Below are 14875 nucleotides of genomic sequence, written 5' to 3'. Positions count from 1 at the left end.
AATGTCCCGACTCAAGTACGGGCGGTTTATTTGTCCTGCGCCCCTGGCACGGGATATTACAGCTCAGGAAAGACCAATGAAGATGGCGAAGACCACTGCACCGCTGTTCAAGGCACTGGGCGATTACAAAGGCATTCTGATCAGCGTCGGGTGTTTCACCGCCCTGATCAACGTGCTGATGCTGGTCCCCTCGATCTACATGCTCCAGGTCTACGACCGGGTACTTTCCTCGCAGAACGAAACCACCCTGGCGATGCTGTCGCTGATGGTGGTCGGGTTCTTCGCGTTCATCGGCCTGCTGGAGGTGGTGCGCAGCTTCATCGTCATCCGCATCGGCAGCCAGCTGGAGCGGCGTTTCAACCTGCGGGTCTACCAGGCGGCGTTCGAGCGCAACCTGTTTCGCGGCGAAGGCCACGCCGGGCAGTCCCTGGGCGACCTGACCCATATCCGCCAGTTCGTCACCGGTCCTGCGCTGTTCGCCTTCTTCGACGCGCCCTGGTTCCCCATCTACCTGTTCGTGATCTTCCTGTTCAATACCTGGCTGGGGGTGTTCGCCACCGCGGGCGCGGTCTTGCTGATCGCCCTGGCGTACCTCAATGAGGCCATGACCAAGAAGCCTCTGGGCGAGGCCAGCGGTTATTCGCAGAAGTCCACGCAACTGGCCACCAGCCATCTGCACAACGCCGAGACCATCCAGGCCATGGGCATGCTCGGCGCGCTGCGCAAGCGCTGGTTCGAGGTGCATTCGCGCTTTCTCGGCCTGCAGAACCAGGCCAGCGACACCGGCGCGGTCATCAGCTCGCTGAGCAAGACCCTGCGCCTGTGCCTGCAATCGCTGGTGCTGGGCCTGGGCGCCTTGCTGGTGATCAAGGGCGACATGACCGCCGGGATGATGATCGCCGGCTCGATCCTGATGGGCCGGGTGCTGAGCCCGATCGACCAGTTGATCGCCGTCTGGAAGCAGTGGAGTTCCGCCAAGCTGGCCTACCAGCGCCTGGACTCGCTGCTGCAAGCCTTCCCGCCGAGCGACACGGCGATGTCGCTGCCGGCGCCCAAGGGCCAGGTGAGCTTCGAGCAGGTCAGCGCCGGCCCGCCGGGCAAGCGCCTGGCGACCTTGCAGCAGGTCAGTTTCAACCTCGGGGCGGGGGAGGTGCTGGGGGTGCTCGGCGCTTCCGGTTCCGGCAAATCCACCCTGGCCCGGGTGCTGGTGGGCGTATGGCCGACCCTGGCCGGCACCGTGCGCCTGGACGGCGCCGATATCCATCGCTGGAACCGCAACGAACTGGGGCCCTACATCGGTTACCTGCCCCAGGACATCGAGCTGTTTTCCGGGAGCATCGCCGAGAACATCGCGCGCTTTCAGGAGGCCGATCCGCAGCAGGTGGTGCAGGCCGCGCAACAGGCCGGCGTGCATGAACTAATCCTGCGCCTGCCCCAGGGCTACGACACCCTGCTGGGCGATGACGGCAGCGGCCTGTCCGGCGGCCAGAAGCAGCGCGTGGCCCTGGCCCGGGCACTGTATGGCCAGCCGCGGCTGGTGGTGCTCGACGAGCCGAACTCCAACCTCGACACCGTGGGCGAAAGCGCCCTGGCGTCGGCCATCGCGCAGATGAAGGTCCAGGGCACCAGCGTGATTTTGGTGACCCATCGTTCCTCGGCGCTGGCCCAGGCCGACAAGCTGCTGGTGCTCAACGAAGGGCGCCTGCAGGCCTTCGGCCCGAGCCAGGAAGTGCTCAAGGCGCTGTCCAGTGGTGCCCAGGCCCAGGCGCAAAATCAAAACCAGGCCCAAAACCAGGAACAGCAGCAGCGGGAAAAAACCTCGGCCCCGACGGCCCCGGGCGGCTTGAGCATGAGCCGCCAGTATCAGGCCCCGACACGGAACCCAGGCGCATGAGCAAGGACAGCGAAATGATGATCGAACAAGGTTACGCGCCGGAGCGTCCCGAGCGCGATGCGCGGTTTTTCGCGCGCATGGGCTGGGTCTTGGCGCTGGCCGGCGCCGGCAGCTTTTTTCTCTGGGCGGCCCTGGCGCCGCTGGACCAGGGCATCCCGGTGCAGGGCACGGTAGTGGTCTCGGGCAAGCGCAAGGCCGTGCAATCCATGAGCGGTGGGGTGGTCAGCCGGATCCTGGTGCGTGAAGGCGAGGCGGTGAAGCAGGGCCAGTCGCTGTTCCGCCTGGACCAGACCCAGGTCGAAGCCGACGTGCAGTCGCTGCAGGCGCAGTACCGCATGGCCTGGGCCAGCCTGGCGCGCTGGCAGAGCGAGCGCGACAACCTCAAGCAGGTGAATTTCCCCGAGGCCCTGAGCGCCGATCCCGATCCACGCCTGGCCCTGGTGCTGGAAGGCCAGCGGCAACTGTTCAGCAGCCGGCGCGAAGCCTTCGCCCGTGAGCAGGCCGGGATCCGCGCCAATATCGAAGGTGCCACCGCGCAACTGGCCGGGATGCGCCGCGCGCGCACTGACCTTAACAACCAGGCCGAGTCCCTGCGCCAGCAGCTGGCCAACCTGCAGCCCCTGGCGGACAACGGCTACATTCCGCGCAACCGCCTGATGGAGTACCAGCGCCAACTGTCCCAGGTGCAGCAGGAACTGGCGCAGAACACCGGCGAAAGCGGGCGGGTGGAGCAGGGCATTCTCGAGTCGCGGCTCAAGTTGCAGCAGCACGGCGAGGAATATCAGAAGGAAGTGCGCAGCCAGTTGGCCGAAGCCCAGCTGAAAAGCCTGACCCTGGAACAGCAACTGACCTCGGCCGGTTTCGATCTGCAGCACAGCGAAATCCTCGCGCCGGCCGACGGCATCGCGGTCAACCTCGGGGTACACACCGAAGGCGCCGTGGTGCGCCCCGGGGAAAACCTGCTGGAGATCGTGCCCCAGGGCACTCGCCTGGAAGTGGAAGGGCACCTGCCGGTGAACCTGATCGACAAGGTCGGCAGCCACCTGCCGGTGGACATCCTGTTCACCGCCTTTAATCAGAGCCGCACGCCGCGGGTGTCCGGCGAGGTCAGCCTGATCTCCGCCGACCAGATGGTCGATGAAAAGACCGGCGTGCCGTACTACGTGCTGCGCAGCAGCGTCAGCGACCAGGCCATGGAAAAACTCAATGGCCTGGTGATCAAGCCGGGCATGCCGGCGGAGATGTTCGTCCGCACCGGCGAGCGCTCGCTGCTCAACTACCTGTTCAAACCCCTGCTCGACCGGGCGGGTTCCGCATTGACCGAGGAATAAGGATGTTCCGTCGCATGAGTCAGTTTTCCATCTTCGGAGCCACAGTCGCTTTACTGGTATGCACCCACGCTCAGGCCATGGGGCCGTTCCAGGTCTACGAACAGGCCCTGCGCAACGACCCGGTATTCCTTGGTGCGATCAAGGAGCGCGATGCTGGCCTGGAGAACCGCATCATCGGCCGCGCCGGGCTGTTGCCGAAACTCAACTACAGCTACAACAAGGGCCGCAACAACTCCCAGGCCACAGTGCCCGACGGTCGCGGCGGCACCAGCCACGATGACCGCAACTACGACAGCTACGGCTCCACCTTCACCCTGCAGCAGCCACTGATCGACTACGAGGCCTATGCCTCCTACCGCAAGGGCGTGGCCCAGGCGCTGTTCGCCGACGAGAACTTTCGCGGCAAGAGCCAGGAGCTGCTGGTGCGGGTGCTGACCTACTACACCCAGGCGCTGTTTGCCCAGGACCAGATCGAGATCGCCCAGGCCAAGAAGAAGGCCTTCGAGCAGCAGTTCCAGCAGAACGAGCACATGTTTCGCCAGGGCGAGGGCACCCGCACCGACATCCTCGAAGCGGAGTCGCGCTACGAGCTGGCCACCGCCGAGGAGATCGAGGCCCGCGACGAGCAGGACGCGGCGCTGCGCGAACTGGGTGCGCTGATCGGCGTGCCGACCGTAGATATTCGTGAGCTCGACCCGCTGCGCGAGCGTTTCGAGTCCTTCACCCTGTCGCCGGCCAACTACGACGCCTGGCATGAACTGGCGATCAGCAACAACCCGAACCTGGCCTCCCAGCGCCAGGCCGTGGAAGTGGCGCGTTACGAGATCGAGCGCAACCGCGCCGGCCATCTGCCGCGGCTCAGCGCCTATGCCACCTCGCGCCGGGTCGAGTCGGAAAGCGGCAACACCTACAACCAGCGCTACGACACCAACACCATCGGCATCGAAATCAGCATGCCGCTGTACGCCGGTGGCGGTGTCTCGGCGGCCACCCGCCAGGCCAGCCGCACCATGGAGCAGGCCGAGTACGAACTGGATTCGCAGACCCGCACCACCCTGATCGAGCTGCGGCGCCAGTTCAGCGCCTGCCTGTCCGGGGTCAGCAAGCTGCGGGCCTATCAGAAGGCGTTGACCTCGGCCGAGGCCCTGGTGGTCTCGACCAAACAGAGCATCCTCGGCGGCGAACGGGTCAACCTCGACGCGTTGAACGCCGAACAGCAGCTGTACACCACGCGCCGCGACCTGGCGCAGGCCCGTTACGACTATTTGATGGCCTGGACCAAGTTGCACTACTACGCAGGCACCCTGCGTGAAGACGATCTGGCCCGGGTCGACGAAGCCTTCAGGCCCGGCTCATGAACTGACAAACAAGGCGGCCGCGGGCGGCCCGACCTGACATTTTCGACAAAAACAAAAAACGAGAAGTCATCACATGGATAGACGTTTTTATCAGCTCAAGGCGCTGAGTCGCCGCTCGTTGCTGGCCTGCTCCACGCTGTCGGCGGTGGCACTGCCCGGTGTGGCCCAGGCGCAGTACCAGGAAACCGGCCAGTTGGGGGTGCCGGCCAGCTGGCAATCGGCCGAGTACACCCAGGACTGGGGCCTGGAACGCATGCGCGCCAGTTCCGCCTATGCCGCCGGGATCACCGGCAGCGGGGTGAAGATCGGCGCCCTCGACTCGGGCTTCGATGCCAGCCATGGCGAAGCCTCGCCCGAGCGCTTCCACGGGGTCACCGCTACCGGCAGCTACGTCGACGGCACGCCGTTCAGCGTCTCCGGGGTGCTCAATGGCAACAACGACAGCCATGGCACCCATGTCACCGGCACCATGGGCGCGGCCCGCGACGGCGTTGGCATGCATGGCGTGGCCTTCAATGCCCAGGTCTACGTGGGCAACACCAACAAGAACGACAGCTTCCTGTTCGGCCCGACCCCGGACCCGCAGTATTTCAAGGCGGTGTACGGCGCCCTGGCGGATGCCGGGGTGCGCGCCATCAACAACAGTTGGGGCAGCCAGCCGCCGGGTGTCAGCTACCAGACCCTGGGCGACCTGCACGCCGCCTATGCCCAGCACTATGGCCAGGGCACCTGGCTGGACGCGGCGGCCGATATCTCGCGCCAGGGTGTGATCAACGTGTTCAGCGCCGGCAACAGCGGTTACGCCAACGCCAGCGTGCGCGCGGCGCTGCCGTACTTCCAGCCGGAGCTGGAAGGCCACTGGCTGGCGGTGTCCGGCCTGGATGCGAACAACCAGCAGCGCTACAACCAGTGCGGCATCGCCAAGTACTGGTGCGTGGCGGCGCCCGGGCGGCTGATCTCCAGCACCGTGCCCGGCGGCGGCTACGCCACCAAGTCCGGCACCTCGATGTCAGCGCCCCATGCCACGGGCGCGCTGGCCCTGGTGATGGAGCGTTATCCCTACCTGAATAACCAGCAGGCCCTGGAGGTGCTGCTGACCACCGCCACCCAGCTGGACGGTTCGATCACCGAGGCGCCCACCAGCCTGGTCGGCTGGGGCGTGCCCAACCTGGAGCGGGCCATGCACGGTCCCGGGCAGTTGCTGGGATCGTTCGACGCCAACCTGGGTGCCGGGCAGGGCGATGTCTGGAGCAATGACATCTCGGACAAGGCGCTGTTGCAGCGCCAGGGCGAGGACGCCGCCGAACACGCGGCCTGGCAACAGACCCTGAAGGACAAGGGCTGGGAAAATGGCCTGGGCGCCGGCGCCAGCCAGCAGGACAAGACCGACTACGCCGTCGGCATGGCCCGCGACGCGGCCGCCGCGCAGCGGGTGTATGAGGGCAGCCTGATCAAGTCCGGCGCCGGCTGGCTGGTGCTCAGCGGCAACAACAGCTATCGCGGGGCGACCACGGTCAATGGCGGCCTGTTGACGGTCAACGGTACGCTGGCCTCCAGTGTCACGGTCAATGACGGCGGCACCCTCGGCGGCTCCGGACGCATCGGCGCGCTGCTGGCCAATAGCGGCGCCACGGTGGCGCCGGGCAACTCCATCGGCACCTTGCAGGTGGCGGGGGACGTGACCTTCCAGCCGGGCTCGACCTATGCGGTGGAGCTGTCGCCCACCAGCAGCGACCGCATCGTCGCTGGCGGCAAGGCCACCCTCAACGGCGCCGGGGTCACCCTGGCCCTGGAAAACAGCCCGCAGCTGCTCAGCCTGGAACAGACGCAAAGCCTGATCGGCAGCCAGTACCAGATCCTCCAGGCGGCGAACGGGATCGACGGCCGCTTTGGTTCGGTGGAGCCGAACTACCTGTTCCTCGGCGGCAGCCTCGATTATTCGGCCAGCGGCGTACAGCTGAGCATCGGGCGTAACGCCACCTCGTTCGCCAGTGTCGGTCTGACCCCGAACCAGCGCTCGGTGGCGGCCGCCGCCGAGCAACTGGGGGCCGGTAACCCGGTGTATGAAAGCCTGCTGCGCTCGCCGAGCGCCGGCGTGGCGCAACAGGCGTTCCAGCAGCTGTCCGGGGAAATCTACCCGGCGCTGGGCTCGATGCTGCTCAACGACAGCCGTCAGCTGCGCGATGCGGTCGGCGAGCATCTGCAGGTCCCGGGTGCGGTGGTGCAGAGCGAGGGCAACCTCTGGCTCAAGGTGCTGGGCGCCTGGGGCAAGAACGACGGCAGCCACGACACCGAGGCCTACAACACGTCCATCGGCGGGTTGCTGCTGGGGGCCGATGGCGCGCTCAGCGACAGCACGCGCCTGGGTGCCTTCGCCGGCTACAGCGACAGCTCCCTGAGCATGGGCGGCGGCACCCACTCCAAGGCCTCGGTGGACAGCTATCACCTGGGCACCTACCTCGGCCACGAGCTGGGCGCCTGGCGCCTGAGCGCGGGTGCGGCCCACAGCTGGCATCGCGCCGACGTCAAGCGCGACCTGCAGTTCGGCGAAGTCAGCGGCAAGCAGAAAGCCAAGGTCGATGCCCGCACCAGCCAGGTCTTCGGCGAGGCGGCTTATCGCCTCGACCTGCCGGCGCTGGCCCTGGAACCGTTCGTCAACCTGGCCTACGTGCACCTGCACCGCGACAGCTTCAGCGAGAAGGGCGACGCCGCGGCGTTGAAAGGCGGCAGCGACAGCCGTGAAGCCGCACTCAGCACCCTCGGCCTGCGCGCCCTGAAAAGCCTCGAGCTGTCCGGGCAAACCCGCCTGGACCTTTCCGGCTCCCTGGGCTGGCAGCACAACCTGAGCAACACCCGGGCCGAGGAACACCTGGCCTTTGCGTCCGGCGGCACGCCGTTCAGCGTCGAAAGCACCTCGCTGCCGCGCAATGCCGCGCTGGTCGGCGCCCATGCCAGCCTGGCGCTGAGCCGCGACCTGCGCCTGAGCCTGGATTACAACGGCCAACTGGCCAGCCGCGAGAAGAACCACGGGGCGGGGCTGAGCCTGAACTGGCAGTTCTGACTGGCTCCCGAGACCGCCGTGCTGACGCGAGGTCGCGTCGGCACGACAGCCGCTATCGGCACAGCACGGCTCGCCGTTGGCGGGCCGGCTGTTCGGTAAAACCAACCGCGCCGGGTCTGGCGCGGTGTTTCTAGCAAGGCAACTATTTCTAGCAAGGCAACTAAGGAAGGTACCGATGAAATACAGATTTACGGGGGCTGCTCCGGCGGCCAACAGCCTGGTGCGCGCCTCCTGCGGCGCTTTGATCTGTGGCCTGGCCGTGGCGGGTAGCGCCCAGGCCGCGCCTTATGTCGAAAGCGGCCAGCCAGGCGATCCCGGCAGTTGGCGCAGTGCCGAGTTCAACGCCGAATGGGGCCTGGGGGCGATCCATGCCGAGCAGGCGTATGCCGCCGGCTATACCGGCAAGGGCGTCAAGCTGGGGATCTTCGACCAGCCGGTGTATGCCCAGCACCCGGAATTCAGCGGCGGCAACAAGGTGATCACCCTGGTCACCAGCGGCATCCGCGAATACACCGACCCCTACATTCCGGTCAAAGCCGGCGATGCCTTCCGTTATGACGGCACGCCCTCGGTGGGCTCCGACGGCAAGCTCGGCTCCCACGGCACCCACGTCGGCGGGATCGCCGCCGGCAGCCGCGACGGCGGGCCGATGCATGGCGTGGCCTTCGATGCGCAGATCATCAGCGCCGAAAACGGCGACCCGGGCCCCGAGGACGGGATCATTCTCGGCAACGACGGCGCGGTCTACCGGGCCGGCTGGGATGCCCTGGTGAACAGCGGCGCGCGGATCATCAACAACAGCTGGGGCATCGGCATCACCGACCGCTTCGACCAGGGCGGTCGCGACCCGGCCTTCCCGCATTTCACCGTGCAGGACGCGCAGTTGCAGTTCGACCAGATCCAGCCGCTGCTGGGCACCCGCCAGGGTGGCGCCTACAGCGGGGCGATCGACGCCGCTCGCGGTGGCGTGCTGACCATCTTCGCCGCCGGTAACGACTACAACCTGAACAACCCGGACGCCATCGCCGGCCTGGCCTATTTCGTGCCGGAAATCGCGCCGAACTGGATGACGGTAGCGGCCTTGCAGGTGAACCCGGATACCGCCAGCCCCAATCCCTACACCCTCAGTACCTTTTCCTCGCGCTGCGGCTACACCGCGAGCTTCTGCGTCTCGGCGCCGGGTACACGGGTCTACAGTGCGGTGATCGGCGGCACCAACCTCGACGACATGACCATCGGCTACGCCAACAAGAGCGGCACCTCGATGGCCGCGCCCCATGTGGCGGGCGCGGCGGCGGTGCTGATGGAGCGCTTTCCGTACATGAGCGCTTCGCAGATCGCCACGGTGCTCAGGACCACCGCCACCGACATGGGCGATCCGGGCATCGACGCGCTGTACGGCTGGGGCATGATCAACCTGCAAAAGGGCATCGACGGTCCGGGTATGTTCGTCACCGAGGCGGACATTCCCCAGGAATTCCGTGTCGAGGGCGCCTACGGCTCCGGCCAGTTCGTGGTCGACCTGCCCGGCATCGGCGCCGTGGTGGACGCCGGCAAACCCACCGAGCGCCTGTGCACTGGCCTGTCTTGCGGGCTGGATGTCTGGCGCAACGACATTTCCGGACACGGTGGCCTGACCAAGCAGGGCATCGGCACCCTGGTGCTGACCGGCAACAACAGCTACAGCGGCCCGACCCTGGTCAATCAGGGACGCCTGGCCATCAATGGTTCGCTGGCCTCGGCGGTGACGGTCAATGACAGCGGCATCCTCGGCGGCAACGGGCGCATCGCCGCGCTGACCGCCAACCGTGGCGGTACCGTGGCGCCGGGCAACTCCATCGGCACCTTGCAGGTGGCGGGCGATGTGACCCTGCAACCGGGCTCGACCTACGCGGTGGAGCTGTCGCCGACCAGCAGCGACCAGATAGTCGCTGGCGGCAAGGCCACCGTCGAAGGGGCCAACGTGACCCTGGCCCTGGAGAACAGCCCGACTCTGCTCAGTGCCCGCGAGGCGCAAAGCCTGCTCGGCCGGCAATACAACATCCTGCAGGCGGCCGGCGGCATCGAAGGCCGTTTCGGTTCGGTGGCGCCGAACTACCTGTTCATAGGTGGCAACCTCGATTACTCGGCCACCGGCGTGCAGTTACAGGTCGCACGTAACGCCACGTCCTTCAGCGACGTCGGCCTGACCCCGAACCAGCGTTCCGTGGCGGCCGCCGCCGAGCGACTGGGGGCGGGCAATCCGGTGTACGAAAGCCTGCTGCTGTCGGAGAACGCCGCCAGCGCGCAACAGGCCTTCCAGCAATTGACCGGGGAGATCCATCCGGCCATCGGCACGCTGCTGATCAACGACAGCCGCCAGCTGCGCGATGCGGTGGGCGACCGTCTGCGTCAGGACGGCCTGCTCGATTCGTCGGCGCCCGCGGCCAGCGACAACAATGTGTGGTTCAAGGTGCTGGGGGCCTGGGGCAAGGCCGATGGCGGTTATGACCATGCCAACTACACCACTTCGATCGGCGGCCTGCTCGCCGGGGTCGATGGCTTGATCGCCGAAGACACTCGTCTCGGCCTGTTCACCGGCTACAGCGACAGTTCCCTGAGCATGGGCGACGGCACCCATTCCTCGGCTTCGGTGGACAGCTATCACCTGGGCGCCTACCTGGGCCATCAGCTGGATGCCGTGCGCCTGAGCGTCGGTGGTTCCTACAGCTGGCATCGCATCGATGTGAAGCGTGACCTGCAATACGGTGAGTTCTCCGACCGGCAAAAGGTCAAGCGCGACGCCCAGACCGCCCAGCTGTTCACCGAAGCGGCGTGGCAGGTGGCGCTGCCGGGTGTGGCGCTGGAGCCCTTCGTCAACCTGGCCTACGTGCATGTGGGCAGCGACAGCTTCCGCGAAAAAGGCGGGGCTACCGCACTGCGCAGTGGCGATGACAACCGCGACGCGGTGCTCTCGACCCTCGGCCTGCGGGCCAGCAAACGCTTCGCCCTGTCCGATGCCCGACAGTTGGAACTGGCCGGCACCCTCGGCTGGCAGCACAACCTGAGCGACACCAATTCGGACCAGCACCTGGCTTTTGCCAATGGTGGTTCGTTCAACATACAGAGCGTTGCGCTGGACCGTAACGCCGCTGTGGTCGGGGCTCGCGCCGGCCTGTTGCTGGGGCGCGATACCCGGGTAAACCTGGACTACAACGGCCTGCTGGGTTCTCGGGACAAGAGTCACGGGGTCGGCCTGACCCTGGACTGGCAGTTCTGAGGCCTGCGGGCCAATGACCATAAGAGTGAGACACAACATGGGTGTATTCGATTACCGGAGTTTCAAGGGCGAGGCGGGCAAGGCGTTGTACACCGATGCCCTGGCCTTGACGCTCTACGCCTACACGCCCACCGGGCAGCCGCTGGCGTCGGGCTGGACGGCGATTGGTGCCGGGCAATTGGGCTATCAGGGCAAGGTCGGGCCCCAGGGCACCTTCTTCGGCGAGCAGCCAGGCTTCACCAGCGCCGAAGTGGAAGTGCTGGGGCGTTATGACGAGGCCGGCAAGCTGCTGTCGATCGGCATTGCCTTTCGCGGCACTGGCGGCCTGGGTTTCAGCGATACCCTGGGCGACATCAAGAACAACCTGCTGGCGGCGCTCGGGCCGGTGGGTTACGCGGCGAACTACAGCAAGAATGCCTTCGACAAGCTGTTCGCCAGTGTCGCCGAGTTCGCCAAGGCCCAGGGCCTGAGTGGCCAGGATGTACTGGTCAGCGGCCACAGCCTGGGCGGCCTGGGGGTCAACAGCCTGGCCGAGCTGAGCGGCGAGCACTGGGGCGGTTTCTATGCCGACGCCCGCTATGTGGCGTTCGCCTCGCCGACCCAGGGCCCGGGGGACAAGGTGCTGAACATCGGCTACGAAAACGATCCGGTGTTCAGGGTGCTCGACGGCACCACCTTCAACGCTTCGTCCCTGGGCAGCCATGACAAGGTCCAGGCGTCGGCGACCAACAACATCGTCAACTTCAACGAGCACTACGCGTCGACCCTGGAGAACCTGCTGCCGCAGAGCATCCTCAACCCGCTGTCGTGGAAGGCCCACGGTTCCGCGGGTTACGCCGATGGCTTGAACCGGGTGGTGGATTCGGCGTTCTACGACCTGACCAGCAAGGACTCGACCCTGATCGTTTCCACTTTGTCCGAGGCCAGTCGGGGCAAGACCTGGGTCGAGGACCTCAACCGCAACGCCGAACCGCACAAGGGCAGCACCTTTATCTTCGGCACCGACGGCAGCGACCTGCTCAAGGGCGGGCGCGGCAACGACTTCATCGAGGGCCGCGACGGCAACGACACCTTCCGCGACGACGGTGGCTACAACATCCTGCTGGGCGGCAAGGGGCATAACGTCTTCGACCTGCAGCAGTCGCTGGGTAAGTTCAGCGTGGTCAACGATGGCGACGGCACCCTGTACGTGCGCGATGCCTATGGCGGCATCAGCATGACCCGCGATATCGGTGCGCTGGTGAGCAAGGAGCCGGGTTTCGCCTGGGGTCTGTTCAGCAAGGAGGTGACCCACAGCGTGACCGACCAGGGCCTGCTGGCCGGCAACCAGCTGACCCCCTACAACCACTCGCTCAATGGCGACGCCTACGGCAATGCGCTGGTGGCCAGCGTCGACGGCGACTGGCTGTTCGGTCACGGCGGCGACGATGTGCTGCGCAGCGACAAGAGCGACGTGACCTTTGTCGGCGGCGCCGGCAACGACGTCATGTACTCCAGCGGCGGCGGGGCCAACACCTTCCTGTTCAGCGGCGCCTTCGGCTTCGACGCGATCCATGGCTACCAGGGCAGCGACAAGCTGGTGTTCATGGGCGTGGCGGGCGCGGGGCAGGGCTACGACTACACGCAGCACCTGTCACAGAGCGGCCAGGACACCTTGCTCAGCGTCGGCGACTACGCCGTCACGCTGGTCGGGGTCGCGCCGGACAGCCTTTCCGCAGGGGGATCGTCTTCGCCTAGATAAAAAACGCAAGGAGGCATTGCACTAAGGGCGGGGCGCCTGTTGAGGGCGTCCCATCCGCGTGAGCTATCTCGAACAAGTTCAACAACAAAGAGAGGCAATACCATGGGTGTGTATGACTACAAAAACCTCGGCACAGAAGACTCAAAGGCGCTGTTTTCCGATGCGCTGGCGATCACGCTGTATTCCTACCACAACCTCGACAACGGTTTTTCCGCCGGCTATCAGCAGTACGGTTTCGGCCTCGGCCTGCCGGCGACCCTGGTCACGGGGCTGATCGGCAGCAGCGACTCGCAAGGGGTGATTCCCGGGCTGCCCTGGAACCCCGACTCGGAGAAAGCGGCGCTGGAAGCGGTGCAAAAGGCCGGCTGGACGCCGATCGGCGCTGCCCAGCTGGGCTACGACGGCAAGACCGACTTCAGGGGCACCTACTACGGGGAAAAGGCCGGCTACACCACGGCCCAGGCCGAAGTCCTCGGCAAGTACGACGACCAGGGCCACCTGACTTCCATCGGCATTGCCTTTCGCGGCACCAGCGGGCCCCGTGAATCGGTGATCGGCGACTCCATCGGCGATGTGATCAACGACCTACTGGCGGCGTTCGGGCCCAGGGACTATGCGAAAAACTACGCCGGCGAAGCCTTCGGCAAGCTGCTCGCCGATGTCGCGGCCTTCGCCCAGGCCAACGGCCTGACGGGCAAGGACATCCTGGTCAGCGGCCACAGCCTCGGCGGCCTGGCGGTCAACAGCCTGGCGGACCTGAGCGGCGATCACTGGTCGGGGTTCTACCAGGATGCCAGCTACGTCGCCTACGCCTCGCCGACCCAGAGCGCGGGGGACAAGGTGCTGAATATCGGCTACGAAAACGACCCGGTGTTCCGCGCCCTCGATGGCTCTTCGTTCAACCTGGCGTCCCTCGGCGTGCATGACACGGCGCAGGAGTCGGCGACCAACAACATCGTCAGTTTCAACGACCATTACGCCTCGGCGGCCTGGAACCTGCTGCCGTTCTCCATCCTGAATGTCCCGACCTGGCTGTCGCACCTGCCCACCGGCTACGGCGACGGCATGACACGGATCCTCGAGTCGAAGTTCTACGACCTGACGAGCAAGGACTCGACCATCATCGTCGCCAACCTGTCGGACCCGGCGCGAGCCACCACCTGGGTCCAGGACCTCAACCGCAATGCCGAGACCCACAAGGGCAGCACCTTTATCATCGGCACCGACAGCAACGACCTGATCCAGGGCGGCCAGGGCAACGACTACCTGGAAGGCCGCGCCGGCAACGACACCTTCCGCGACGCCGGCGGCTACAACATCCTGCTGGGCGGGCAGGGCCACAACACCCTGGACCTGCAGCAGTCGGTGAAGAACTTCAGCTTCGCCAACGACGGCGCCGGCACCCTGTATGTGCGCGATGCCAATGGCGGCATCAGCATCACCCGCGATATCGGCGCGATCACCAGCAAGGAACCGGGGTTCCTCTGGGGCCTGTTCAAGGACGATGTGACCCACAGCGTCACCGACAAGGGCCTGCTGGCGGGGAGCAACCTGACCCAGTACGCCGCTTCGGTGAAAGGCGACGCCGCGGCCAATACCCTGACCGCCCACGCCGGCGGCGACTGGCTGTTCGGCCTGGACGGCGATGACCACCTGATCGGCGGCCAGGGTAACGATGTGCTGGTCGGTGGCGCGGGCAACGACCTGCTGCAGGCGGGCGGGGGCAGCAATACCTTGCTGTTCAGCGGCAACTTCGGCCAGGACCGGGTGCTGGGTTACCAGAGCAGCGACAAACTGGTGTTCCTCGGCGTCGCAGGCGTGGTTGCCAACGACGACTTCCGCGCCCACGCCAGCACCGTGGGCAACGATACCCTGCTGACCTTCGGCGGCGACTCGGTGACCCTGGTTGGTGTGAGCCTGGACAGCCTCAACGGCGCGAGCATTACCATCGCCTGAAGCCTGACCGCGCGGGGTGGCGATTTTTGCCTCGCGCGGTCACGGGTTTGCCTTTGTGTGTCCCTCGACCGCACTTCTTTCGCCAGAACCAAGGGTATTTGCCCAAAGGGTGACCCGCCAGCCTGGAAGTGACTCCAATACCTGCCCCCTGTGACACAGCGCTCGATAAAACATCGGCCTGTCGCCAGGCGGGTGGATGCCGCGTGCGCGCTCCGGGCCATTAAAGTCCGCGGGGGCTTGCGCGTTATCAAGGCAGGCAGTCGCTGCCGAGGCTC

General features: G+C 66.1%; 7 protein-coding genes. All 7 read left to right on the top strand.

Features of this window, described 5'->3' with window-relative positions; genetic code table 11:
* The first annotated feature begins 76 nt into the window (after nucleotides 1-76).
* Nucleotides 77-1894: a type I secretion system permease/ATPase gene (locus BMY68_RS07945; protein WP_085530730.1), complete on the top strand. Its 1818-nt coding sequence runs from the start codon at nucleotides 77-79 to the stop codon at nucleotides 1892-1894.
* Entirely contained in the window at nucleotides 1891-3225 is a 1335-nt protein-coding gene (locus tag BMY68_RS07940) for an HlyD family type I secretion periplasmic adaptor subunit (RefSeq protein WP_085530731.1), read from the top strand. Before BMY68_RS07945 ends, BMY68_RS07940 begins: the two co-directional genes overlap by 4 nt.
* A gap of 2 nt (nucleotides 3226-3227) precedes the next feature.
* Nucleotides 3228-4583, top strand: a complete 1356-nt coding sequence (locus BMY68_RS07935) for a TolC family outer membrane protein (protein WP_085530732.1) — start codon at nucleotides 3228-3230, stop codon at nucleotides 4581-4583.
* A gap of 73 nt (nucleotides 4584-4656) precedes the next feature.
* Complete coding sequence (locus BMY68_RS07930; protein WP_085530733.1) at nucleotides 4657-7644, top strand: autotransporter serine peptidase EprS; 2988 nt, start codon at nucleotides 4657-4659, stop codon at nucleotides 7642-7644.
* A gap of 175 nt (nucleotides 7645-7819) precedes the next feature.
* Nucleotides 7820-10903: an autotransporter serine protease gene (locus BMY68_RS07925; RefSeq protein WP_085530734.1), complete on the top strand. Its 3084-nt coding sequence runs from the start codon at nucleotides 7820-7822 to the stop codon at nucleotides 10901-10903.
* Between the two features lie 37 nt (nucleotides 10904-10940).
* Nucleotides 10941-12644, top strand: a complete 1704-nt coding sequence (locus tag BMY68_RS07920; protein ID WP_085530735.1) for a polyurethane esterase — start codon at nucleotides 10941-10943, stop codon at nucleotides 12642-12644.
* Between the two features lie 102 nt (nucleotides 12645-12746).
* Entirely contained in the window at nucleotides 12747-14600 is a 1854-nt protein-coding gene (locus BMY68_RS07915) for a polyurethane esterase (protein WP_085530736.1), read from the top strand.
* Nucleotides 14601-14875: the final 275 nt, after the last annotated feature.

It is taken from the genome of Pseudomonas sp. NFACC41-3 (assembly GCF_900109505.1).
Classification (GTDB): domain Bacteria; phylum Pseudomonadota; class Gammaproteobacteria; order Pseudomonadales; family Pseudomonadaceae; genus Aquipseudomonas; species Aquipseudomonas chlororaphis.
This window is presented reverse-complemented; position numbering and strand designations above follow the sequence as displayed.